At 69.8% G+C, this 24,664-nt stretch carries 15 protein-coding genes and 1 pseudogene; 9 read left to right on the forward strand and 7 right to left on the reverse strand.

Annotated elements, in window-relative coordinates; genetic code table 11:
* Positions 1–134 precede the first annotated feature (134 nt).
* The 3 genes from ACLQ27_RS06400 (at position 135) to ACLQ27_RS06410 (ending at position 4,654) form a co-directional block, all read left to right on the forward strand.
* The gene (locus tag ACLQ27_RS06400; RefSeq protein WP_425865892.1) at positions 135–1,109 is read left to right on the forward strand and encodes a carboxypeptidase regulatory-like domain-containing protein; all 975 of its coding nucleotides are present in this window, start codon (positions 135–137) and stop codon (positions 1,107–1,109) included.
* A 165-nt stretch (positions 1,110–1,274) separates the two neighbouring features.
* Positions 1,275–3,266 carry an acyl-CoA dehydrogenase gene (locus ACLQ27_RS06405; protein WP_425865893.1) on the forward strand — a complete coding sequence of 664 codons (1,992 nt, stop codon included), beginning with the start codon at positions 1,275–1,277 and terminating at the stop codon, positions 3,264–3,266.
* 128 nt (positions 3,267–3,394) lie between these two features.
* Positions 3,395–4,654 (forward strand): glycoside hydrolase domain-containing protein, encoded by a 1,260-nt coding sequence (locus ACLQ27_RS06410; RefSeq protein WP_425865894.1) that lies wholly within the window; start codon positions 3,395–3,397, stop codon positions 4,652–4,654.
* A 63-nt stretch (positions 4,655–4,717) separates the two neighbouring features.
* Here ACLQ27_RS06410 and ACLQ27_RS06415 read toward each other — a convergent pair whose 3' ends face one another.
* Positions 4,718–5,170, reverse strand: coding sequence for an OsmC family protein (locus ACLQ27_RS06415; protein ID WP_357492993.1), 453 nt, complete (start codon positions 5,168–5,170; stop codon positions 4,718–4,720).
* Between the two features lie 170 nt (positions 5,171–5,340).
* Between ACLQ27_RS06415 and ACLQ27_RS06420 the strand changes: the two genes are divergently transcribed.
* From ACLQ27_RS06420 to ACLQ27_RS06445, 6 genes and pseudogenes are all read left to right on the forward strand, one after another.
* Complete coding sequence (locus ACLQ27_RS06420; protein WP_357492995.1) at positions 5,341–5,952, forward strand: sigma-70 family RNA polymerase sigma factor; 612 nt, start codon at positions 5,341–5,343, stop codon at positions 5,950–5,952.
* A 76-nt stretch (positions 5,953–6,028) separates the two neighbouring features.
* Positions 6,029–7,687, forward strand: coding sequence for an RICIN domain-containing protein (locus ACLQ27_RS06425; RefSeq protein WP_425865895.1), 1,659 nt, complete (start codon positions 6,029–6,031; stop codon positions 7,685–7,687).
* Between the two features lie 22 nt (positions 7,688–7,709).
* Positions 7,710–8,492, forward strand: coding sequence for a zf-HC2 domain-containing protein (locus ACLQ27_RS06430; protein ID WP_425865896.1), 783 nt, complete (start codon positions 7,710–7,712; stop codon positions 8,490–8,492).
* 156 nt (positions 8,493–8,648) lie between these two features.
* Positions 8,649–10,493 carry a S8 family serine peptidase gene (locus ACLQ27_RS06435; RefSeq protein ID WP_357574253.1) on the forward strand — a complete coding sequence of 615 codons (1,845 nt, stop codon included), beginning with the start codon at positions 8,649–8,651 and terminating at the stop codon, positions 10,491–10,493.
* Positions 10,494–10,551: 58 nt separating this feature from the next.
* Positions 10,552–10,656: pseudogene (locus ACLQ27_RS06440) on the forward strand (zf-HC2 domain-containing protein); the annotation flags it as partial.
* Positions 10,657–11,496: 840 nt separating this feature from the next.
* Positions 11,497–11,940, forward strand: a complete 444-nt coding sequence (locus ACLQ27_RS06445; protein WP_425865947.1) for a hypothetical protein — start codon at positions 11,497–11,499, stop codon at positions 11,938–11,940.
* Positions 11,941–11,981: 41 nt separating this feature from the next.
* On the opposite strand, the gene ACLQ27_RS06450 is transcribed toward ACLQ27_RS06445, so the two are convergent.
* The 6 genes from ACLQ27_RS06450 to ACLQ27_RS06475 form a co-directional block, all read right to left on the reverse strand.
* The gene (locus ACLQ27_RS06450; RefSeq protein WP_425865897.1) at positions 11,982–19,946 is read right to left on the reverse strand and encodes a hypothetical protein; all 7,965 of its coding nucleotides are present in this window, start codon (positions 19,944–19,946) and stop codon (positions 11,982–11,984) included.
* A 42-nt stretch (positions 19,947–19,988) separates the two neighbouring features.
* On the reverse strand, positions 19,989–22,199 hold the full coding sequence (locus ACLQ27_RS06455) for a hypothetical protein (protein WP_425865898.1): 2,211 nt from the start codon (positions 22,197–22,199) through the stop codon (positions 19,989–19,991).
* Positions 22,200–22,233: 34 nt separating this feature from the next.
* Complete coding sequence (locus ACLQ27_RS06460; RefSeq protein WP_357493007.1) at positions 22,234–22,548, reverse strand: YbaB/EbfC family nucleoid-associated protein; 315 nt, start codon at positions 22,546–22,548, stop codon at positions 22,234–22,236.
* Positions 22,549–22,670: 122 nt separating this feature from the next.
* Positions 22,671–22,982 (reverse strand): WXG100 family type VII secretion target, encoded by a 312-nt coding sequence (locus tag ACLQ27_RS06465; RefSeq protein ID WP_357493009.1) that lies wholly within the window; start codon positions 22,980–22,982, stop codon positions 22,671–22,673.
* Between the two features lie 24 nt (positions 22,983–23,006).
* Entirely contained in the window at positions 23,007–23,327 is a 321-nt protein-coding gene (locus ACLQ27_RS06470; RefSeq protein WP_272616656.1) for a WXG100 family type VII secretion target, read from the reverse strand.
* A 28-nt stretch (positions 23,328–23,355) separates the two neighbouring features.
* The coding region (locus ACLQ27_RS06475; protein ID WP_425865899.1) for a hypothetical protein at positions 23,356–24,664 on the reverse strand (1,309 nt) is incomplete at its 5' end.

Here is a 24,664-nt window from a genome sequence, read left to right on the forward strand (position 1 = left end):
GGGCATAGTGACCCGCGGCACCATCGACCGATATTGCCTGCCCTTGGAATAGGTGGTTGGAAGTGACGACGCGCTTACGTGTCCGATGGACCCGAGCGGCCGCATTGATCATGCTGACCGGGGGGACGCTCGCCGTGTCGGCGGCGCCTGCGGCGGCCGCCCCGGAGACCGTCAGCATCCTGAGCGTGTCGGCGGAGAACGTGAAACCCAACGAGACGGTACGCGTGCGCTACCGCGTCACCAACAGCGCAAGCCGGGCCGAAAAGGCCATCGTGGTGGTCGGTGGCGGCTTGCGGTGCACCTCCGGATGCCGGGCGGAGCCGAACCTCAAACCCGGCCAGAGCCAGAGCTTCGAGGCGACGCTGGTCGCCCCCGCGGCTCGCCCGGGTGAGATCACCGGCCTCAACATCTCGATCGGCGTACGGCTTGCCGAGCAGAACAGCTATGCGTACAAGATGGTCTACGTCCACGGCCCCGGCGCGTCGTCGGCCGCCAGCGGCAAGCCGGCGGCCGGGGTGAGCGGGGTCTCCGGCCGGGTCCGCGACTCCGACGGGAAGGCGATCGCCGGCGTGGCCCTGACCATCCAGGACAGCGCCGGGCACGAATACCGGACGACCAGCGGCCCCAGTGGCCAGTTCTCGATCACGTCGAGCGCCGGCAGGACGATCGCCGCGGGAGCCATCACCGTCCGCGCGACCAAGGATGGCTACCGCGCCGCTCGCACGACGGTACGCGGCAGCGCCGGTGACGCCGCGACCGTGCGGCTGACCCTCTCGGCGGTTGCAGCGCCCACCAGGACGTCGGCGTCGCCGACGGTAGAGGAGAGCCCTCTCGCCGCGGCAGGCGACGGCACCCCCGAGGCCGCCCCGCCCACCCTCAAGGCCGTCAGCGACGAGGGAAGCAGTTCGTCGCCGTTCTTCCTCCTGGGCGGCGTGCTTGTCGCCGCGGGCCTGGGCGCGCTCGCACTGGTGGTGATGCGCCGCAGGAGCGCACCGGAGGAGGACGTTCCCTCGACGACCCAGCCGTTGGCGCCGGCCGGTGGGGGCATGGTCGATGCTCCGACGGTTGTCCTGCGTCCCGTCAGCAGGTCGCCCTTCCAGGAGGGCTGAGCCGACAGTTACCACGTCCGAGACGCAGCGGTGCGGTCGCTCGGCGACCGGCCGCGATGGTGTCCGGTCTCACCGATGGTTCTCCGGGCGGATCGCGCCAGGGGCCCGGTACTCTTGATCGAGTACAGACTGTCCCCATATGTCCGCCATCCCAGGGGGGACCCCATGCCCGCTCACGAGACCAGCCGGATCGACCTCGCACACCTGCGGGAAGTGCTCGACGGGCCATGGGCCGAGGTTCGCAAGGCACACCGGGATCACCTCGACGAGCGCTTCCTCCCGGTGTACGGCGAAACCGGTGACCAGGCACGGGAGCGGATCACCCGGCTGCTCACCCAGCTCCCCGTCGAGCTGGGCATGGCGTCGGGCTTCCCCACCGAGTACGGCGGCAGGGGCGACGTCGGCGGCTCGATCATCGCCAGCGAGATGCTGGCGCAGGTCGACCTGTCACTGATGGTCAAGGCGGGCGTGCAGTGGGGCCTTTTCGGCGGCGCGGTCGCCGCCCTGGGCACCCGGCGCCACCACGACGCCTATCTGCGGGACATCGCCTCGGGCAAGATCTTCGGCTGTTTCGCGATGACCGAGACCGGCCATGGATCCGACGTCCAGCAGCTGCGCACCACCTGCACGTACGACCCGCAGACGCAGACCTTCGATCTGCACACCCCGCACCAGGCGGCCCGCAAGGACTACATCGGCAACGCGGCCCGGGACGGGCGGATGGCGGTGGTCTTCGCGCAGCTGATCAGCGGTGGGCAGCGGCACGGCGTACACGCGTGGCTGGTGCCGATCCGCGACGAGCGGGGCAACCCGCTGCCCGGCGTGACCATCGGCGACGCCGGCCCCAAGGCCGGCCTGCTCGGCGTGGACAACGGGCGGCTCAGCTTCGAGCACGTCGAGGTGCCGCGGGACATGCTGCTGGACCGGTACGGGCAGGTCGCGGAGGACGGGACGTACGCCAGCCCGATCGAGAACGACTCCCGGCGCTTCTTCACGATGCTCGGCACCCTGGTCCGTGGCCGGGTCAGCGTGGGCGGCGCCGCGTCGGCAGCCACGAAGTCGGCGCTGACCATCGCGGTGCGCTACGGCGACATCCGCCGCCAGTTCGGCACGCCGGACGCCGACCGGGAGGTGCTGCTCAACGACTACCTGGCCCACCAGCGCAAGCTCCTGCCCGCCCTGGCCACCACGTACGCGCTGCACTTCGCCCAGACCGAGCTGGTCGCCGCGCTCAGTTCGGTGCAGGGCGGCGACGGGCCGGTCGACGAGCGCCGGCAGCGGGAGTTGGAGTCCCGGGCCGCGGGCCTCAAAGCGGCGCAGACCTGGCACGCGACGCGCACCATCCAGATGTGCCGCGAGGCGTGCGGCGGCGCCGGTTACCTCGCCGAGAACCGGCTACCCAGCCTCAAGGCCGACACCGACGTCTTCACCACGTTCGAGGGCGACAACACGGTGCTGTTGCAACTGGTGGCCAAGGGACTGCTGACCGGCTATCGGGACGAGTTCGGCTCGTTGGACGGCTGGGGTCGTGCCTCCTTCGTCGCCGAACAGGTCCGCGAGATGGTGCTGGAGCGCACCGCCGCGCGGTCGCTCATCGAGCGGCTGATCAGCGCGGTGCCCGGACGCGACGACGAGGTCGCCCTCACCGACCGCGGCTGGCAGCTCAAGGCCTTCGAGGACCGCGAGAGGCATCTCCTGGAGGGCGCGGTCCGCCGCCTGCGCGGTGGCGCGGCCACGAAGAAGGACCATCCCTTCGACATCTTCAACGACGTCCAGGATCATGTCCTCGCTGTTGCCGCCGCGCACGTCGACCGGGTCACCCTGGAGGCGTTCGTCGCCGGCATCGAGGGTGTCGCCGACCCGACGTTGCGGGATCTGCTGTCCCGAGTCTGCGACCTGTACGCGCTCAGCGTCATCGAGGCCAACAAGGGCTGGTACCTGGAGCACGGCCGTCTCACCCCGGCCCGATCCAAGGCGATCACCGGTGTGGTGAACAGCCTGCTCAAGGAGCTACGCCCGCACATGCGGACGCTCGTGGACGGTTTCGCGATTCCGGATTCGTGGCTGCACTGCGCGATCCTGCGCGAGGAACCCGGCCGGCAGGAGACGATGGCCGCCCATGACACCGCCGGGGAGCCGCAGGTGGTCCCGGCGTAGTCCGCGGCTCGCGGCGTTCCGAACCGGGCCCACCCCGACTGCCCCTCTATTGCCGCTCATCGATTCATGGTAGAAATCCTCCACAGTGGCTGCCAGAGGCCAAGGATTTCTTCACATGTGGAGGCGGCGTGCGGGCATTCGCCGGGTGGCTTGTCGTTCTCACCGTTGCCGCAGGTGTCGTGGCACCGGCTGGCCCGGTCGCGGGTGCCGCGACAACCGCGCCAGCACCGACTGCCGTGGTGCCGCTGGTCACCGGCCCGCAGCCCGGCACCTTCACCGGCCGCGGGTTCGACACCTGCACGGCGCCGGCACAGGCCGCCATGGACACGTGGCGGGCCAGCTCGCCCTACGGCGCGATCGGCATCTACATCAGCGGGGACAGCCGCACCTGCTCCCAGCCCAACCTCACGCCGACGTGGGTGGCCAACCAGACGAACAACGGATGGCGACTGCTCCCCATCGAGCTGGGCTACCAGGCACCCTGCGGCACTCGCGCTCCGAAGATGTCCGCCGACCCCACCACCGCCCGGTCACAGGGCGTCTCCGCGGCGAACAGGTCCGCGAACGCCGCTCAGGCACTGGGCATCGGCAGTGCGAGCACCATCTACAACGACATCGAGCAGTACCCGACGAACGCGTCGTGCCGGGCCGCCGTGTTGTCGTTCCTGTCCGGCTGGACCGAGCAACTGCACGTGCGCGGCTACCTCGCCGGCATGTACTCCAGCGGCTCGTCCGGCATCAAGGACGTCTGCGACGCGTACGGCAACCCGAGCTACACCCGACTCGACCAGATCTGGATCGGTTGGTGGAACGGGGTGGCCGACACGCGGGCCGGCAGCTACTGCGCCGACGCCTACTACGCGAACCAGCAGCGGGTCCACCAGTACGCCGGCGACGTCACCGAGACGTGGGGCGGCGTGACGATGAAGATCGACCGCAACTACCTCGACCTGAGGGTCACCCAGACCCCGCCGCAGCAGTGGACCGCGACCATCGACAACAGCACCTCGGGCGGGTTCACGGCGAGCACCGCGTGGGGCACCTCGACCTACTCCGGCCAGCGGTACGGCACCGACTACCGGTTCGCGAGCCCGGTGTCGTCCAGCGACGTCGCCTGGTTCCGGTCGACGATTCCGGCAACGGGAAACTACGAGATCTCGGTCTGGTACCCGGCCGACGCCGGCTACAACGATCAGACGCCGTACCTGGTGGCGACCACCACCGGAACCCTGTCGGTGCCCGTCAACCAGCGGGCCAACGGCGGCCGATGGGTCTCGATCGGTGTGTTCACCTTGGCCGCCGGCACGGGCAACACCGTCGGCGTGAGCCGCTGGACCGGTGGCACCGGACTCGTGATCGCCGACGCGGTACGGATCACGCGGGTCTGAACCCTCACGTCGGGGCGAGGCGCCTTTTCACCGGGCCGAACACGCCCGCGCCGCCGACAACGGCTACGGCCTCGGCTCTTGCCCGGCGGCGGCCGCATCGACGACCGCGACGGGAGTGCCAAGCTCGACGGTACGGGAAACGGTGCACAGGCGATCGTGGGACTGCTGCAACGACCGGGGCAGCGCCTCACGCGCCCGGTCCCCCTCCGGCCCCGCCGGGAACGTCACGGTGAACTCGACCCTGATGTTCTGCATCCGGTTTCCACCGACCTCGTCCCGGATCTTGTCGCCGCTGACCTCGACGGAGAACCCGGTCGGCTCGGCACGCCGGCTGGTGATGTGGTCGACGTCCACCGCGCTGCAACCACCGATGGCGGCCAGGAGCAGCTCCACAGGCGTGAAACTGGCGTCCTCGCCCGTACCCATGGACAAGGAACCGCCGCGGACGTTCCGCGCGACGTAGTTTCCCACGCTGGTGCGCTCGATCTCCACCGAGCGGAAGGTGTCGTCACTCATGACAGGCAAACTACCGTGTCATCCGTCGAGCGATCTGGTGGTGGCGCGCGCCCCCGCAAGGAAGGCGGTGGCAACGTCCCCTTCGGTCGGGGAGGCCGCCCCTCTTGGACGTACACTCGGTACACCATCTGGATGCCCGGGCCTGTCGAGCGACGTGTATAAGTTGTCCAATGGTTGAAAGTGCCTCATGTTCCGGCGCGTCACCCGCCGCACCCGACGGCGCTGACGTTGCCGCGCTGCGCTACCTGCAGCAGGTTCACGGCCCGGTGCTCCTCAACTTTCTGACCCGGCTGACCAACGGCGACGTGCACCGGGCCGAGGACATCGTGCAGGAGGCGCTGCTGCGGGCCTGGCGTAACCCGGAAGCCCGCAACGCCGACGGACGGTGGAGCCGCGCCTGGATCTTCACGGTGGCGAAGCGCATCTTCATCGACCAGGTTCGCGCCGCGCAGGCGCGGCCCGCCGAACTCTCGGACGAGCACATCGACGCCCACGCCCACTTCGAGGACCCGATCGAGCAGGCACTTGACGCACAGGAGGTCCGCGCGGCGCTCAACTCGCTGCCCGAGCGACTCCGGATCACGCTCGTCGAGATCTACTTCCAGGAACGGTCGGTGGCCGAGGTCGCCGAGATCCTGGACGTTCCCGCTGGAACGGTGAAATCCCGCACCTTCTACGCGCTTCGGGCACTGCGCGAAGCTCTCGCCGGACGTGGTTTCATGATCCGTCCGGACGACAGCTCGATGCGCGCGGGTGCCGCAAAGAAGCCCACCGAATCGTGAACCGGCGACGACCGGGATCCGTCTTCGTTGCGCACGAACCTCTGATCCAGGCTCAACCGAGCAGATGGGTGGACTGATGACTCAACGCGCTACCTTACGGTCGCGATGGCGGCGGGTGATGGCGACGACCCGGGGCCAGGCGGAAGTGGTGGCCTTGACGCTCACCATCGTCCTGTGTGGCGCACTGGCCCTCGATGTCGTCCCGGCGGTCGCCGACAACGAGAAGCTGGTGGGGCGCCCGGTAGCCGACGAGGACGTGCCGTCCCTCGTCGCCGCCGCCCTGTCCTGCCCTGCCCTGACCCCGCCGAAGATGGCGGCCCAGGTGATGGCCGCTACCGCGTTCGGCTCCGACGGCGCCAACAAGGGCCTGGCCGGGATGGACGACGCGACGTGGTCGAAGTGGCGGCCGTCGGCCGACGCCAATCGCACCGACCCTGCGGCAAGTGTCCTGGCCATGGCCCACCGCACGTGCGAGGTAGTTGGCCAGTTGCGCGCGGCCGACGTCGACGGCGACCTCTGGGCCGCTGCCATGGCCGCGGACAAGGTGGGCCTGCAGGCAGTGATCAAGGCGAAGGGCGTGCCGAAGACTGCCGAGGACCACGTCGACAAGGTCACCGCCTACGCCAACTGGTACGCCGATCAGCCGCAGTTCCGCCTCGGCAGGACCGCCGAGGTGATGGTCTCCCCGTCGGCCGATCAAACCGTGGCCGTACCAGCCACACTGGTCAGCGCCGTCAACGCGGCCGGGCGGGTCTGCCCCACCGTCACCCCCGCCCGGATCGCCGCGCAGCTACGCGCCCTGTCCGGCTTCAACACGAACCTGCGCTCGCCCACAGGTGCCGCCGGAATCGCCCAGTTCTCCGACAGCATGTGGGATCAGTACAAGCCGGGAACGGCGGCCTCCGTCTGGAACCCGGACGACGCGATCCTCGCCATGGGCGCCGCCATGTGCGACATGACCAACCAGTTCGTCGGGCTCAGCGGCGGGGACGCGTACACGCTGGCACTCGGGGCGTACCAGTGGGGCATCGACGTGATCCGGCGGGCCAACGGCCTGCCCCGCGCCAACGTCCCGCAGTTGGCCGACGAGGTCGTCACCTACATCAGCGTGTACGAGAAGGACAGTCGGCTGACCACCGCGGTGGTCAAACCGACGCCGAGCGCCTCGCCCAGCAAGGCATCGCCCTCGGCCTCGCCATCGGCATCGGCATCGGCACCCGCACCGAAGGTGACCACGAAGGCGCCGGCGAAGCCCGCGACGTTCCCGTTCGATCCGAATGCCCGCTACCAGATCCGCAGTGCCTGGGCAGCAGCCACGCTCGATCTGCCGGGCGACAGTGTCAAGCCGGATTCTGGGACCCGGGTTCAGCTCTGGAACAACCAGAACGCGAAAGACCAGTACTGGCGAATCCAGAAGGCGAAGACCGACGGGTACGTCATGTTCCTCAATGACTTCACCGGGCAGGCGCTCGCCATCGAGAACGGGTCCACCGACAACTACGCGAAGGTGGTCGTCGCCACCAAGGACGTCAACTCCACGACGCAGCAGTGGAAGATCACCGACGCCGGCGACGGCAAGGTGTCCATCGAGAACCGGAAGTCCGGCAGGGTGATGGAGCTGCTCGGCGATGATCTCGGCCCGCAGAACGCCGGCACCTGGAACGGTTACTTCGTCGAACAGTACGACCGGATGCCGACGGTCAACCGAGACCAGTTCTGGATGCTCGTCAAGTAATCGCCCGGAGGGAGGGATGACGGTGTCGGACGAACACGTCGGGGACGATCTCCTCGGCTTGCATCACCTGGGTGAACTGGACCCGGCGCAGAGCGACGTCATCCATCGCCACCTGGCGGCATGCGCCGAGTGCCGGGCCAGGGCGGACGGGGTCGTCGAGACCCTGGCCGCCCTGGCCCTGCTCGCTGACGTCGGCGGCGAGGCTCCGGTCAGCGCCGACGATCGATCGACGGCTCACGTCGTCGCCCGGCCGCACCCGACCGGCGGCGACCGGAGTGCAGTCCCGCCGGACACGCGCCCGACGGGCCGCTTCGAAAGGCCCGGCAGCCGCCCCGGCAGGCCGCGGACTGCCGCACGCCGGCTGCGGCTGATCCGCGCGAGCGGCCTGCTCGTTCTCGTGTTGGTCCTCGCCGGGCTCGGGCTCGGCGCGATCGTGCGCGGTCCCGAGACAGACGACGCGACGACCGTGGCGACAGTCGCGGCCAAGGCCAGCGACACGAGATCCGGCGCCTCGGCATCCGTCTTCCTCACCGAAGACGAGGACGGTGTCACGGTCCGGGCCACGGTCAGCGGGCTGCGCTCCGGCACGCGGTACGTGCTCTATGCGGTCACCTCCGACGGGGACAGCCAACCGGTGGGCCGCTGGGCGGGCACCTCGCCCGTGCACGAGGTCACCGGCGAGCTGGACGGCGTACGTCTGAAGGAGCTGTCGTTCTTCACTGTCTCGCCGGAGGCCGGCGGGGTGGTGGTGTCGGTCTACCTGCCCGGCGTCGCCGGCGCCCCGGTCTCCGGGCAACCCGACTGACCCGCCGACCCGCAGGTGACCGGTGAGTGGGTCGGAGGCGCCGTCGTCAGTGCTGTAGGTGCCGAACTGCATAGGTACGCCCCGGAAGCCGGTCCCTGAGATGCCCGGCGACACCATCCGATTCAATCCCGGACGGCTACGACAAAGGTGAGACGCATGTCCTTGATCACTCGGTCGGCACTTCGTGCGGGCTTGGCCGTGAGCGCGGTGGTAGCGCTGCTCGGCCTCACCGCGACCGCCGCGCAGGCCGACGAGGATTACGTGAAGTACTACACGGTGACCTCGTCGCAGAACGGTGCGAAGGAGAACCTCAGCGAGATCGCCGAGCGCTTTGTCGGCGACAGTGCCCGCTCCGCCGAGTTGTTCAACCTCAACTCCGGACGGCCACAGCCCGACGGCGGCGTGCTCGTGGACCCCGCGCGGCTCAACCCCGGCTGGATCCTGATCCTGCCCTGGGACGCGGTCGGCGGCGGCGTGCAATACGGCGTCCTGCCCGACAAGTCGCCGACGGCCAAAGTGATCCCCAAGCCGGGCGTGACGCCCACGCCACAGGCATCGCGTACGACCCCCCAGCCCGGCGGGACCGCGACGGCGACCACAAGGCCCACCCCGAGCAAGAGCCCGTCGAAGGGCGGCCAGACGGGCAAGCCCGGCAAGGGAGGGCCGTGTGCGACAGCTGCCGCGTCCAGCGGCACCTCCAGCTGGGCCCAGCTACGACTCGCCGCCGACCAGGCCTGGCCGCAGAGCCGGGGCAAGGGTCAGCTCGTCGCCGTTGTCGATTCCGGAGCGGACGGCAGCCTGCCGCAGCTGACCGGGCACATCGCCGTCGGCTCGGACATCGTCACCGGCAGCGGCCGTGGTGACACCGACTGTCTCGGCACCGGGACCGCCATGGCCGGGCTCATCGCCGCACAGCCCAGCTCCGGTGGAGGTATCACAGGGGTTGCGCCGGACTCCACGGTCCTGCCGATCCGGATAGCGGGCACCAGCACGAAGGTGCGGGCGGCCGACGCCGCCGCCGGAATCAACGCGGCAGTCGGGGCCGGCGCCACGGTCATCGCGCTCGGACCCTATGTGGACGCCGCCGACAAGGGCGTCGCGGACGCCATCGCTGACGCTCTGAAGCACGACGTCGTCGTCGTACTCGGGGCCGCCCGCCGTCCGACCCCGGCTGAGGCGGACGCCGCTACCGGCGACGGCCGACTGCGCGTCGGCGGCGTGGGTGTGGACGGCCAGGGCGCCGACGACTATCGCAAGGGCGGCGTGGACGTCGTGGCGCCGGGCGTCAACGTCACGAGCACCGGCATCACAGGTACCGGCTCGATGACGGGCAGCGGCACCCACTATGCCGTGGCCTTCGTCGCGGGCACCGCCGCACTCGTCCGGAGCGCGTACCCGGAGTTGACAGCTCAGCAGGTTGCCCATCGGCTCCAGGCGACCGCCGACAAGATCGGCAGCGGAACGGCCCTCGACGGCCGCTTCGGCGCGGGAATGATCAATCCTGCCGAGTCGGTCACCAAGGTGCTCCCGGAGGAGGCCGTGTCCCCCGAATCCGACGAGCAGAGTCTGGCCCGGATCACCTCCGGAGCAACCGGCGGCCGGTCGGCGCTGCTCATCGTGGTGACGCTTGTCGCCCTTGCCGCGGCAGTCCTGCTGGTCGTCCGCATCCGCAGGCTGCTGCGGGACGAGGCGGTGCCCGAGGAGGAAGCCGTCGATCCGCCGGCCGGCGACGACACTCCGCCACCTGCCACGCGTCCGCCGGCGGTCAGGCCGGGCGCCCAGCGGGACACGACCCTCATCACCCCGGGAGCACGGCCGGGCACGAGGGACGGCGACCCCGCGACGCCTACCTCACCAACTCCGACCTCGTTCAGTCCCGACGCGAAGGCCGGCGTCCCGGTCTCGCCCGGGTCGTCCGAGCGGGGCACTGGCACTCCACAGGCGTCGACCGCGGACCGCGAGGCATCGGTGGGAGCGAAGTCGGACAAGAGCGCGGAATGACCACCGCCATGCCTGGAGGCCCACAACAGGCAGTAGGCGAACCGTGGATGTGAGGCGGGTGGCCGACGATGCCGGGCACGTCGAGGAGTTGCTGGGCCTCTATCACCTCGACGTGCTCGACGCGACGTCGGCAGCGCGGGTACGTGAGCACCTCGACGCGTGCGCCGCATGCCGGGTCGAGGCGGACCGGCTGTGCGAGGTGCTCGGCGTGCTGGCGCTGCTGACCGACCAACGGGAGACGCTTGTCAACGCGTACGGGGCCCTCGGCACCGCAACACCGCCGGCGTTCCCGGAGCACTTCGCGCCTGTCGAGGAACCCCAGGACGAGTCCCGTCGCCCGCGGCGTCTGCCCTGGACCCACCGGCTCGGCCGCGGCGAGGCGGCGGACACCCCCGCCGCACGCCCTCCAGCCGTCGCCGCAGCGCCCGAAGCGCGGCCCGCTGCCACACCGGCCGGTTCGCCTGTGGCTCCGGGACACCGTACGGGGACTCCACACCGCCCGTCGACGCCAGAGCCTTGCGCGCCTCCCCCCGAACCGGCCGAACGCCACGGCTCCGCCACACCGCCTGCCGGATCCGCCACACCGCCTGCCGGGTCCGCCGCACCACCTGCCGGATCCGCCGCACCGGCTGCCCGATCCGCCGCACCGGCTGCTGGCCTGCCCGCCTCGTCACCGGGCCTGCCCGCCTCGTCACCCGACCGGCCCGCACCAGCACCGGGCCGACCTGCCACATCGCCTGCCGGCATGCCCGCCGCGCCTTCCCTGCCGTCAGCTGCCGTTGCCGCGCGCCCGGCACCGGGCCCGGCCGCCGCGGCGACGCATGTGTCGCCTCCCCGGTCGTCGCTCCCGGCCGATGCGCCCGCGCCCGCCGCGACTGTCGCTCCGGGTGCGCGGCCCGCGCCTGTGGTCGACGCTGCTCCCGCCGCCGAGGTGCCGGCACCCGCCGCGCCCAGGCCCGCGGTGGTCAGGCAGCCCCGGCCAGCCGGGCGCACGCGAGCGTTGGTGGTCTCCATCGGGATGCTGGCCACCACCGTGACGCTGGGGGGTCTGGCCGTGGGTGCGCTGCTGCGCGACGGCGACGAGTCGACAGCGCCCGGCGTGCCGATAGTCGTCAGCGCCGCGGCCTCGGCGACGGACGTGGACAGTCACGCCGAGTTGGCCGTATCGCTTACTCAGGCGAACGGGTCGGTGCAGGTGCGGGCGACGGTGACCGGCCTGCAGAAGGATGTCGGCTACCGGCTGTACGGCTACAGCCTCGACGGCACCCGGTGGCCCGTCGTCAACTGGACCGGCGGGGCCGGCAAGGTGCAGGAGGTCACCGGCACGGCGCCCGTCGCGATCGCCGACGTGTCGCACTTCGTGGTGCTGCGCAGTGACCGGACCACAGTGGTGACGGTGTACCTGTCGAAGAGCGAGGGCGCGAACCTCGGGCCGAACGGCAGCTGACCGGGGTCCGAGCCGCCGCGTGACGGCCCGGACTCCGCCGCTCAACAGTCGTAGACCGCCCCGAGGACACGTTCGAGCTGCTGCGCCTCGCCCGCCTTCCCGGCGGTACCCAGATCCTTGATGACGTCGCCCAGCGCGTCGACCCAGGTGCGCTTCATCGTGGCGTCGAGGCGGGGCTTGTTCTCGGCGACCCACGCCCCGACGTCGGTGAACCGCCCGGCACGGGCCAGGTCGACGGCCTTGAGCAGTGCCGAGGTGAAGTCGAACTGGTTACGCGCGCTGACGTCGGTAGCGCCGCGGCCGGTGGCCTCGACGAGCGTCTGGAACTTCTCGGTGATGGGGACGTCGGCCTTGACCCCCGCGTCTGCCAGCTCGTAGACGCTCGAGATCACCGCCTTCGGGCGTTCCTCAATTGTCGCCTCGTGGTAGCGCGGCACCACGTCGGTCTCGGGACCGAACGTCAGCAGCGGGTCCACGATGCCGGCTCGCATGCTGGTCTTGACCCGCTGCGCCATTCCTTCGGCAAGCGCCTTGTTGGCCTGGGTGAGATAGGTCGCGGGTGCCGACCGGAGACGGTCGTACTGTTCGCGGACGGACAGGCCCCCCCAGACGAACTCGCCGAACTCCTCGTCGGCGCGCGGAATCCGCGGGTCCCGGTGCAGCTTCGCGGCGGTTGCCGCAAGCTTGTCGTCGAGCTTGGGGCTGGGCTGGTCGGGGCGCTGACTACGGGGCACCGTGCGATCCGCGGGCTGGACGTGCCAGGGATTGTCCAGGCTGACGCTGAGCCCACCGGCCGCGGCCGGCGCCGAGTTGGCAAGTGCGCCGCCGTAGGGTGCTATCGCGTCGAGCAGCTCGTCGCTGACCACACCCTTCGTGAAGACAGTGACCTGGGTGCGGCCCTGCGCGAACTGTTCGAGCACCTCATTGAGTTCGGTGATCTGCGTCGACGTGGGGGCCTGGCGGGCCGGGGTGCTGAGCCAGAAGTAGACCTGACCCGGATTGTTCTCGGCCAGTCTGAGCAGATCCCGGGGCGGTGCGCCCTTGGCGACCAGACCGCCGGTGTCGCTGACCAGGTTCGCGGGGGCATTCTGCGGGTGCGGCATCTTCTCCTGGGCGTCTGCCAGCCAGTTCGGCTTGGCATCCAGGTCGGACTCGTGGAACGAGGAGCCGAGGCTGCTCTGCGCCGACGCGGGCGAACCGGGCGCGGCGACAGTGAGCTCTTCGAACCACACCCGGGTCTGCCGGTGCAGGGCGTCGTCGTCGAGACCGACGGCCGGCTTCAGCAGGCCGTCGGGCAGCTGCGAGGCGTCCAACCGCGAGCCGCGGGTCGAGGCCGAGGCGACCAGATCCTCGGCGGTGGGCAGCTGGTCGGCCTGCCCCGGGTGCAGGTAGCGGAAGCGGGCGAGCGCTTCGCCCAACATGGTGACGAGCGGCGCACGCACCGCCTCGGCACGCGTCAGACCGGCGGCGACGGCCTGCTCGGGTAGGCCGTTGAGCTTGTCGATTCCGGCTCGCAGCGCGTTGTGGCCGTTACTACCGCCCTCTACGTGGATCTTCAGGGGAACGCGCGGCCCGTAGGTGCGCGACAGATCCGCAGCCTTCCACGCGACGTTGTCGACGAATTGCCGCAGCGCCCCCGAGTTCAGCGTCGGCTCGAGTTTGCGCGCCCCGGAGTCGACGGCGAGCGCCGCGGGCGGCTCGAACGTGAAGGGCTTGAGCCACTGCTGGTTGCGGTCGAACTCGGCCCTGAGGCTGAACTCGTCGCTGTCGAGTCGACCGGTCGGCGAGAAGGCGTGCGCCCACTCCCACGTTCCGTCCTCGGAATGCACGAACAGGTAGTGGTGCTTGTCCGCCCACGGTTTGTGCCACGTGCCGTCCACCCGCGTGCGCTCTCCGACGCTTCCGGTGTCGGGGTCGCGGAGCGTTTCGATGTAGTGGTCGTTACCGATCACCCGGTCGCGCCAGGTCTGCCTGGGCACGAACGCGCCGGCGTCCGGCTCCTGCGGCGTGAAACGCGTGCCGGTGAGACTGCCCCAGAGGTTGGTGCCGTGGACGTTGATCTTCACGTAGGGCGCATCCGGCTTCGACATCGACGCCTTGTAGGCGAGAATCGACCGTCCACGCGCGTCGGTCTGCGGCACCGAGGCGGGTATGGCCTCGTCCGGCACCAGGGGGGTGGAGGTCGACGGAACGATCTTGTCGGCCGGGTTCCGGTTGCCGATCACGTCCAGAATGACGTTGCGCAGGTCCTCACCGTCGATCTTCACTGCGGGTTTCGGCGGGAACAGGACGAACGCCACGCCAAGGCCGAGCTGGACGGCGAAGTCGGTGCCGATGTTGATCAGTCCCATCAACTCCGGCTCGCCCTTGGCGGCGGTGACGATCTGCTGGACGGTGCCGACGTTCTTGAGCTTCTGCTTGAGTTCGTTATACAGCTCCGTCCAGAGCCGATCGCCGAGCCGGCGGTAGATCTCCTTTTCCGGGATCGTCGCCCCGTGCTGAGCCGCCTTCATCTCGGCGATCTGCTTCTCGAGCATCTTGGTGCGTTCCTCGAAGAAGCCCTGGAAGATCTTGGTGAGACCTGCGGAGATCACCGGCCAGCCCGGGACGTACGCGCCGGCGAAGCCCGCCGCCGCCAGGAAGAGCTCGAAGCCCCTCTGGTACGAGGCGGCGATGGACTTCGCCATGAGGGCAGGCTGGATGTCCGCCAGCAGGAGCGCTTTCGTGCTGCTGTTCTTCTTCTGGAACTCGTTCGCCTGATACTTCTCGAACTCCCGCAGGGCGATGATGCCGGCGCCCTTGCCGACGAAGCCGACCGCCGCCGGAACCGCGGCCAGTCCGGTGGGCACGAAGACGCTTGCGGTCCACCCGAGCGAGCCCTCGACCATGCCGATCACCTGTTGCAGGGCCTTCCTGGTGTTGCTGGCCTCGCCTCGCACGGCGGCCTTCACCGCGGCGTCGGTCACGAGGTCGCGCATGTGCTTCGCGATCTCCTCCGCGACGTGCGCGTAGCCCTCGATCGCTCTGGCGATGTCCGCGACCCGTTCCTCGGCCGCCCGCCGGTCCAGCACCGGGTTGACGGTGGCGCCGGTACGGGGAGCGGGGATGCTCGCGAGCGCCCCGTGCAGACCGCTGATCGCGTGGTGCAGTTCGATGCGGTGTTTGCGCACATGCAGGCGGTCGCCCAGCGTCGCCTTGACGAAGCCCAGCTTGCCGAGGTTCTTCAGGGAGCCGGCCAGATGCTCACCGTGGTCGATCTGCCGCTCCAGCAGCGCGCGCAGGTCGCGGTTGAAGACTATGTTGTCGTCGACCAGCGGGCGGGCTCGCTTCAAGCCCGGCTTCGGGTCCTCCAACCCGGTGGTCGTCAAGGTCCGTACGATCTGGTCGACCGGGGACTCCGACGGGCCGAGGTGCAGCGCGACGCCCGAGGGCAACCTGTGGAAGGCCCGCGATGCCTCCACCGCACGGGCCATCTCCTCCCTGGTCGGCACGCCGGTGCCCGGCAGGTAGTGGCCGAGCGCCTCCGGTTCCGCGTCGGGCGACATCCCCGGTCGGTAGGCCCGGAACTGGTTCGCGCCGGTCTGCACCAGCTGGGGCCGTCCGTCCACCCAGACGGTCTCGGCCGTGAACACCTTCGCCGGCGCGGTGGAGCCCTCTGGCGCCTGCACGACGAAAACCTCGGTGTCGGCGCCCACGACCGTCATCTCGGGCCGTTGGCGGAACAGCTCCCGCAGCGTCCCGGTGCTGACGATCTCGCAGGCGATGATGTCGGCCGCGGCCGTGCCCGCCGGGATCTGCGCGCTGATCGTGCCGGACGTGGCGTAGGCGGTGTCAGTGCTGCGGATGCCGCCACGAACGGTGTCGCCGGCATCGTTGCGGTAGCCCTCTCCGAGGACGACGAAACCGCCCCGCTGCAGCCGCACCTCCGACAGATCCCGAACGAGTTCCGACCCGGGCACGCCGAACACCACTCCGTTGCCCTGCGCCAGCGGTGTCGTGGTGGGTTCGCCGACCAGCGGCTCCAAGGTGGTGGCCGGGGTGGCGAGGTGCTTGACGAAGTAGTTGCCGTTCTTGCCGACCTTGAAGAGCTGCCACCGATTGCTCCCGCTCTCGCGCAGCTGATAGTAGTTGCTCCTGCCCAGGATCGGCCGGTAACGCCGACCGGGACGGTCGGGGCGGGTGTACGTCTGCTCCCACGCGTTCACCTGCGGGCCGCGAGCGACCCAGTTGTCGCCGACGTAGTAGTCGCGGCCCCGGACATACTGCGGCGCCGGGGCCTGGGTGGCCTGTTGAGTGGCGACAGGCCCGGTCGTGGTGGTACCGCCGTGCTCGGAGCTGGTGTCGGAACCGGCGACATACCCGGTGTCGGCCACCCCCGTCGTGTCTCGCACGCTCGACGGCTCGGACATCTGGTACGGCGACGCGGTGACCGGCTGCGCCGTCATGCGCAGGCCGGAAGAGGCGGTGGTCACCGGCCCGCGGCCGGCGCTGACGGATGCGGCCGGGAAGGACCGGGTGTAACCGGAGCCGTTCCCGATAGCGGAGCCAGAGCCGGAAGCGCCGCCGAAGCGGGCCGCCCCCATGGCTGACGACTCCGCCTGTTGGCCATCGAGGACCTGGCGGATCCGGGCAGCCTGTGCGCTGGTGGCCCACCGAGACTCCATCCGGCCGGTGGTGCCGACCACGTGCTGGTAGTACTGGCCGCCCTCCGACACGTACCAGCGGATACCGTCGACCTCGTAGAAGTCGGTGAGCTGCCGCTCGAACTGCTCCTGGGCAGCGATCTCGGACGCGCTCGGGGCAGGACGGTAGGCCAGGGTGGTGCGCAGCCCTTCCTGGGCCACCGGGGCGGCAGTGGTGTCCTCCCGCAGCGCCGTCGGCGTGCGCCGCTCGACGTCGGGAAGGTGGCCCCAGAGCCGGGTGGCCGAAGTCCCCGAGAGGCCGAGTTCGGCGCTCTTGCCGGCCTGGGCGGCCTTGACGCCCCAGGCCTTCATCTGAGCCAGAATCTCCGTCATCGCCGGCGTGACGTTCCTGGGCTTACGGCGCGTCGGATCATTGCGCCATTCGCTCGGGATCACGTCCCGCAGTTCCTGCCAGAGTGCCCCCTCGATGGCGGGCGTGAGGTCACCGCCGGGAGCCTGGAGCAGCCGCTCAGCCTGCTTGGCGTGCTTGAGGACGGTGGCCTCGCTGATCCCGGGCGTGTACTCGCTGATCGCCCGGGCGTTCTCCAGACGTGTGTTGAGCCGCTGGACGATCTCGGTCCATTCACGCGGTAGCTGGGTGTTCGGCTTGCGGGTGGCCGCATACTGCTCGCTCAGCTCCCTGAGCCGCAGCGCGTCCGGGTCGTTGCGCAGATCCTGGCGTACGGTGCGGACGTCACCGGCCACTGTCGGCTCGAAATCCACGAACGTGCGCTCGTCACCGCTTGTCGACGGGGTCTCGTAGTTGCGACGGTCGTGTGGCCGCTCCCCCACGCTCTGGAGGCCGTACTGCGGTGCCGGGCCTTGGACGGACCCCTCGGGCGCCTGCTCGTTCGACCAGGCGGAGTAGTTGGTGCGGAAGTCCCCGGCGAGCATTTCCTCGAGCCGGCTCAGCACCCAGTGCCCCTGCGCCTGCGGCTGATATGGATCGGTGGCGACCTGTGGCCGGTGACGCAGCAAGCTCTCGAAGGCCGCGTCGTAGGCCGCACCCGGATTGGTGTTGTGCTGCACGCCGTGCGTGCCGTTCAGGTGCTCTAAGCCGAGCAGGCAGGCGAGACAGGGCCGCATACGCCCATGGATCGCGAAGTCGCCCCAGATCGTCTCGCTGGTCAGTCCGGATCGGTCGACAGCGATCATGAGCTTCTGTTCAGCGTGCATGTTGGGCTCGGGGCTGTGCCGCAGGAGGATGATCGCGTTCTGGAGGTCCGGCGAGGTGAGCGCGTGTCGGACCGCCTCGCGGTCCGACGCGTCCACAGTCACGGTCGGCCCATCGGAGGAGAGGATGTTGGTGACCGCATTCGCGGGGCGCGGATGTGCCACGTCGGCGGACCCGTCGAGCTTGTCGACCGCGGCGTTGAGACGGCGTTGCGCCTCGATGCGCTCCTGTCCCTTGTAACGGGCCCGACCACGTTCGTGGATCAGGGTGCGGACCGGGTGTTGGGGCAGGTCTCTGGCCCGCTCGCCCAGCAGTCGCGTCGTCGTGTCGCTGTTCGAGGCGATGACCAGCCGGCCGTTGATGATCATCGCCTGCATTTCGAAGTCGCGGTCGCTGGACGCGATGGTGGCTTTGTTCGCGTCGCGCAGTTGTTGTCCGGCGTCGTGGAGCGCCAGTGACAGGTGCCGCAGCGACTGGCCAACCGCGTCGGCTGGCGAGTTCTTGTAGGAGCGGGGATACCTGAAATTCACCTGGTCCGTCGAGCGCCCTTGCTGCGGCAGCCTGCCGAAGTCCAGGGAGAAGCGGGTCAAAATGGCCCGGATCTGCGCCATGACATTGGCGTCGACTGTCGCCGGGCGCTTGGTGGCGGCCTTCTGCCCGTCGCTGTCGGACTCGTGCCGCCGCTTGTTACGGTCACCGCCGCCCTTGTCTTCCCGGCCACCGCTGCCGCTGCTCCTGCCGTGTTTCGTCGACTGCCGGCCCGCGTAACGGACGCCGCCGGGGCCGACGAGGCCGGGGTCGACCAGCGCCCGCACCGTCGACCCCGACTCCACAGCGGTCGCGACGGCGGTGACCTGTCCGTTGCCGTCCACGAGCAGCATGCGCGCGTCGACGAGGTCGCTGGCGACCTCGTCGGCGGGACGGACGGCGCCCACCTCACCGGCCCGAAAATCGACAGCCTGCAGACCCTCGGCGGTGTCTCGGAAGGCCACCGCGTGGCCGATCGAGCCGGGACGCCCCACCAGGGCGAACACCGTCGCTCCCCGGCTCCCCGCCGGTGCGCCGCGCAGTGCCTGCGACACGGTCGAGAGCGAGTCGAACGCGCCCCACTGCCTGTCGGTCACCGCGGCGAAGGGGTCGGGCGACGGGTCGGGGGAACGGGTAAGCGTGCCGGGGAGCGTCGCCAGGTCGTCGGCCGCCTGCCCGGTGCGGACACTGCCGTACAGATCACGGGCGAGGTTGCGGACGCCTGTGACGCAGGCGGCGAGGTCGGCCAGGTTGATCGGCGGCAGCTGCGCGACAAGCGTGGCGAGGCTCGCCGCCGAACGGCCGAGCTGCCCCGGCATGGTGACCGTCATCGTGTCGAAGGTGCGGGGAAGCGGCGCGGCGGTCGCGGCCCCGTCGGAGAACCGCAGCACGGACAGGCCGTCCGCGGCCGCGATCACGTGGTAGGCCTGCGGCGGCGCCCCGGCCGCGGATGTCACGTCCACGACGGCGCGCTCCCCCGGCCGCAGCGTCTCGAGGTGGGTGAGCAGGGCCGGGAGGCTGGTGACCCGGCCGGTGTCGCCGGTGGGGCGTACCTCGGTGAGGTCGGCGTGCCGGGGGTTCACCATCGCGGCAGGTAGGCCGATCCAGGCGACGTCGCCGTCGAAGCGCAGTTGCCCGGACATCGCGGGGTGAACCGGCCCGACACCGGTGCGGACCGCAGTGGTGAGGGTGTCCGCGAGGTGCTGCTTCGGCAGCACGACCACGCCCGTCGCGAGGAGCGGATCCGTCGTCCGGCCGGCGGCGTCGACCGGCAGCACGTACTGATCGGCTGGATCGAGCAGGTCCGTACGGCCGGGCAGCCGCACGGGGAGCCCGAGCCCCGTCCAGGCGTCGACCCCGGCACGGGTGACAGACCTCGTCACATCCGGAGCGAGGGTCTGCACCATCCGGGCGAGAGTCCCCACGTGCTCCCGGGCCAGGGCGTCACCGATGCGGGTGGCGCCCAGGGAACCCTCACCGAGGTGCACCTGGACGATGCCGGGCAGCTCCGGCGCTTCGAGCACCCGGGTGGGTACCTCGGCGGTGGGGTCGATGCCGAGGTGCAGGCCCGAGGGGACGGGGGTGTAGCCCTCGAGACAGATCGCCGGAATGTTGCCAGCCATCAGGCGTACTCCTGCCAAAGGTCGTAGTGCCGGATCCGTGCGTCAGTAGCAGGTGGCGATGTCCTCAAGGAGGTGCCTGAGGCTTTCCTGCGCGGAGGCCGGGACACGCGGCTGCACCTCCTCCTTGATGATGTAGTGCCAGCCGACCCGGTCCTGGCCGGTCAGGCAGTCGATAGCGGTGACCAGGTCGTGCGGCGAGACGCCGCCACCCCAGCGAACCGGGTCGATGGTGCGCAGGAGCGCCTCGGCGACCGTGGCGTGCGCGCGGTACAGCTCGGGTGCGCCAGGCTTACGCGCGGCCCGCTCCCCCTCCAGCTCGCCCTTGCCGGCCAGCACGTCGAGGACGGCGCCGGGGGCGAGCCGGGTGACGCCCTCGTCGAGCATCGCCTGGACGAGCTGACGCAGCCACAGCAGACCGTCCTGGAAGGGGCCCTGCGACCCGAGCACCTGCCGGTTGCTGAGATAGCCGAACAGCAGCGACTCGTCAGCGGGCGTCGCTTGCGGCACCCGCTCGGCAAGCAGCGAAGGATCCGTCGGGGCGATCGGCGCGGCATGGAGATCGGTGGACGCGCGCGATGCCACCTCCAGTACGACGCCGAACGCCGGCAGCGCTCGATCCGGCACGAAGAACGGATGGTCCTTGAGCAGGAGACCGTCCGGGCCGACGGCGGTGGCCCGCGCCCGGTACGCGTCGACAAGCGCCCGCATGGCGTCGAGCGACTCGGGCATCAGCAGCTCGACCCGGTTCTCCCGGAAGTAGCGTTCGGCGTCCGGCCAGCTCGGCGACGCGAGAAATTCGCGCAGCACCTGAGGCGCCTGCGCCACGGGCGTCCTGGAGGCAAGCTGACCGGCGTGGTCGAGGGCACCGCTGGACAACACCGAGTAGCGCTCCGGCAGGCCATCGCCGTGCACCGTCCAGCCCTCGAGATCACCGAGCTTGTCCGTGCTCGGCACGACAGTCACGCCGCCGTACTGGTTGCGGACCAACCACATCAGGTCGTCGTTGTGCTCGGTCGCCACCACCACCGGAGGGCCCGCGGATCGCTTCAGCGACTCGTTGAGTGCCGTTTTCAGCTCGCCGTCCAGCGTCGAACGTCCGTCGAGAGGCTGCCCGCGGCGTACGTCCACGGCGACGACCGGACCGTCGTAGCCGCCGACCACCTCAAGGATCTGCCGGCGGATGGCCGTGCGGGCGCCCTCCGGCCAGGCGCCGACGAGCAGGGACTCCCCCTGCGGCCGGGCGTGCATGGAGACGAGCGGTGCGGTCTCGGTCGCTGCCTCGACCACCGGCAGGTACGGGTTGCCGAGATTGTCGACAAGCAGCGCCGTGGACCGCTGTCGCTCCAGGATTGCGGTGTGCTCGTTCAGAGAGCCGTCCGGGTGGGCGGGCAGGAGAGTTCCGTGCGCCAGCGGGTCCGCCCAGTACATCTGCCCGTCGGCCGGAGAGCGGACGAGCCAGAAGGCGCGCGGGTGCGCGTCGCCGTCGGCCCAGCCGTTGATCAGCGCCGCGGCGGCGCGTCCCTCGGCCACCTCGGACCACACCGTGTCCGCACCCAGGTGCGTCAGCCGGCTCTGCAGCAGGTCCTCGAGCATGCCGAGCGAGACCGGGCGGGGCGAGTCCAGCAACCCGTCGATCTCACCGCTGGGCAGCGTGCCGAAGAGGGCGTAGTGAGCAGCGGCGACAGTGGAGAGGTCGCCCGGCCAGGAGCCGGCAGGTGCCGGATTGTTCGCCAGCCACTCCCCCAACCGCTCGATCGACGCCGGGACCAGCGACGTCTCCAGGTTCTCCAGGGCGGTCCGCTGAGCCGTGGTGCTCTCCGGCATGAGCCGGTAGGTCTCGGCGATCGCGCCGACCGGGGCCTCCCGGCCGTCCGGACCGGACGCGAAGATCCGCTCCTCCGGCAACAGGCCCAGCGCGACAGCGTCCAGCGGCGCGTGCAGCGCCACACCCAGGTCACTCTGCACGTTGAGCAATGTCTCGGGGTCGGTGACCAGTGTCGCGGTCCCAGGATCGACCAACGCCACCACCACGTCCAGGCCCTTGTTCACAAGGCCGCGCAGGTGCTCGCGTACGCCGGCCGACGACGCCTGGTCGATCGGCAGGAAGACCGAGACGTCGCCGGAGGTCACAGTCGTTGCGATCAGGTCGGTCAGCCGCGCGTCCAGCGGGGCCGCCGCCGAGCCGGTCCGTAGCAGCACCTTGCCCGGACCCGCCACGTTGAAGAACTGGAGACAGTCCTCGAGCACACCCATGCCGGTCTTCCCTCCGCTGCCCTTTGCTTCGCCGCTACTGGCCGAGCACCGAGAGCGCCTCGGTCAGTTGGCCCATTCGCTCCTCGGTGAGTTGGCGCAGCTGCGCACCGGCGTCCTTGAGGGCCTCCAGCACGAGTTCCTCGATCTCCTCGTGGCCGCCGCGCTCCAGCAGGTCCGGGGCGAGCCGAACGTTGCGGAACTCGGCACTGGCGGTCATGGTCACGGCCACCGCACCGTCATGGGAGGTGCCGACGACCTCACTTTCCGTGAGGCGGTCCCGCATGCTCGCCATCTGCTCCGAGACTGTCCGCGCCCGCTCAAGCATCAGATCCAGCTCGTTCGACGCCATCACGTTCCTCCTTCGGCAAGGTTCACGGCACGCTCCCACGAGACGCGGGATCAGCTGCCAGGTCCCCGAAGGGGGACATGCGAAGGCCGCCGCCGGATCCCGGCGGCGGCCTCGCGTCACGCTCAGCTTTTCCAGGTACGCACGTTGGCCCACTCGCTGTCGGCGTAGTTGTTCCACGACACGTTCATCGCCGCCGCGATCTGACCAAGCACGCCGGTCGGGCCGAAGAGGCCGTCAGCGGCGATGTTCCACTCGTTCTGCAGGCCCTGGTAGTACGACTGCGCGGGGCCCTCCCAGGTGTCCTGCAGGGGTGACAGCTTGCTGATGAGGGCATCCAGCTGACCGACGATCTCGGTCGCCTTGGTGTTGAGCTGCCGGCCGGCGAGCTCAAGCTCCGCGGGGACGCGAAGGTTGCTGGTGGTGGGGTCTGCCATTGTTCGCTCCTGATCCTGGGTCTCTTAGAGGCGGGCGCCGGGGATGTCGCCGTTGACCGCGACCAGGCTGGCGACGTTGGCCTGCTCCGCGTCGACGTAGTTGGTGAAGTTGCCACGCAGGCCGGACGCGATGTCGGTGAGCGCGTCGTGCAGCATCTTGCCGAACACGTCGAAGTCGTGCATCAGGATGTTGAACTGATCCGACGCCACGCCGTGCCAGGTCGCTTGGAGGTTCACGACGTACGAGCGCAGCGCCGCCAGCTCGCCATCGATGTCGGATGCGGTGCTGTCGCAGCTCACCGCCGCGTCGGAAATCATCTCCGGTGTTACGAGAATGTGGTCCATTGCCATTCCTTCCGTCGGCTCTCGTCTGTCAGGACTTGGTGTTCGTCAGGTTCTGGGTGTTCGTTCCCTCGGCGCCGACATAGTTGTCGTACGACTTCTGCATCGCCAGGATCGCGTCGTCCAACAGGCCCTTGGTGTCGGTCGTCAGCTTGCCCATGTCCTTGACGAGCTCCTGGTACTTGGCTCCGGACGGGCTCACCCAGACGGTGCCGATCATTTCCTCGAAGAACAACTTCATGGTTCTGAGATTGCTCTCGATCATGTCCCGCTCTCCCGCGATCGTCTTGATCGCGGCGCCGAGCTTCGGGATCTCGATGGCGTAGTCCGCCCGCTCCCCGTTGACGATCTGATAGATCGGCTTGCCGTCCTTGTCGGTGCCGACCACGGTGCCGTCGCCGAACTTCGACTCGATGATCCCGTCGGCCTTGTACGTGATGTCGACGGTGTTGCCCTTGCCGTCGTACCCGTGCGTCGGGCGACCGCCGGCGTCGAACTCGTCGTAGGTCCAGCCGTTCGACTGCATCGTCTTCACATCGCCGTTGGCGTCGCGGGTGACGATCGTGCCGTCGCTGTAGGTCCACACCGCGCTGCCGTCCTGGGCGTAGACGATCTTCACCGTGTTGTCGCCGTCGTCCTCCTTGCCCGCGGTCGGTCGGCCCTGGGAGTCGAAGGCGGCGAACGTCCAACCACCGGACTGCATCAACGTCACGTCGCCCGCACCGTTGCGCTTGAGAACCGTGCCGTCGCCGTACTTCCAGGTGCTCGACCCGTCCGGGGCGTAGATGACGGACACCTCTTGTGCCGGCTGGCCGTCCCTGGCCGGGACCGTGCCGTGAACCGGCCGCCCGTCGGCGTCGAAACTGTCGTACGTCGTCCCGTCGGCCAGAATCTGCTTCGTGACGTTGCCGTCGGGATCGCGGTAGACCCTGGTGCCGTCGCCCTCGTACGTCCAGATGCTGGTGCCGTCGCTCGCGTAGCTGATGCTGACGGCCTGGCCGCCGACGGTGCCGTGGGTGGGCTTGCCGTCGGAGTTGAACTGGTCGTAGACCGAGCCGTCGGCCAACTCCTGCCGGACGACGGTTCCGTCCGCGCTCCGAAAGACCTTGGCGCCGTCACCCGCGTACGTCCAGACGCTGCTGCCGTCGCCGTTGTAGGCGATGTCGACGCCCTGACCACCCACCGTGCCGTGCGTCGGCTTCCCATCCGCGGTGAACCGGTCGAACACCGCACCATCAGCCGTCACCTGACGCACCACGTCACCATCGGCGTTACGGGTCACCGTGGTGCCATCACCGTACGTCCAGACGCTGCCACCGTCGCCGCTGTAGGCGATGTCG

The sequence above is a fragment of the Micromonospora sp. DT63 genome (genome assembly GCF_049841615.1).
Taxonomy (GTDB): Bacteria; Actinomycetota; Actinomycetes; order Mycobacteriales; family Micromonosporaceae; genus Micromonospora.

What these genes read in the sequence shown, in the direction of transcription:
- ACLQ27_RS06455 (WP_425865898.1), bottom strand. Translation starts at nt 22,199, where the DNA reads ATGGGTGTGCTCGAGGACTGTCTCCAGTTCTTCAACGTGGCGGGTCCG.
- ACLQ27_RS06465 (WP_357493009.1), bottom strand. Translation starts at nt 22,982, where the DNA reads ATGGCAGACCCCACCACCAGCAACCTTCGCGTCCCCGCGGAGCTTGAG.
- ACLQ27_RS06450 (WP_425865897.1), bottom strand. Translation starts at nt 19,946, where the DNA reads ATGGCTGGCAACATTCCGGCGATCTGTCTCGAGGGCTACACCCCCGTC.
- ACLQ27_RS06420 (WP_357492995.1), top strand. Translation starts at nt 5,341, where the DNA reads ATGGTTGAAAGTGCCTCATGTTCCGGCGCGTCACCCGCCGCACCCGAC.
- ACLQ27_RS06415 (WP_357492993.1), bottom strand. Translation starts at nt 5,170, where the DNA reads ATGAGTGACGACACCTTCCGCTCGGTGGAGATCGAGCGCACCAGCGTG.
- ACLQ27_RS06435 (WP_357574253.1), top strand. Translation starts at nt 8,649, where the DNA reads ATGTCCTTGATCACTCGGTCGGCACTTCGTGCGGGCTTGGCCGTGAGC.
- ACLQ27_RS06425 (WP_425865895.1), top strand. Translation starts at nt 6,029, where the DNA reads ATGACTCAACGCGCTACCTTACGGTCGCGATGGCGGCGGGTGATGGCG.
- ACLQ27_RS06405 (WP_425865893.1), top strand. Translation starts at nt 1,275, where the DNA reads ATGCCCGCTCACGAGACCAGCCGGATCGACCTCGCACACCTGCGGGAA.
- ACLQ27_RS06460 (WP_357493007.1), bottom strand. Translation starts at nt 22,548, where the DNA reads ATGGCGTCGAACGAGCTGGATCTGATGCTTGAGCGGGCGCGGACAGTC.
- ACLQ27_RS06470 (WP_272616656.1), bottom strand. Translation starts at nt 23,327, where the DNA reads ATGGACCACATTCTCGTAACACCGGAGATGATTTCCGACGCGGCGGTG.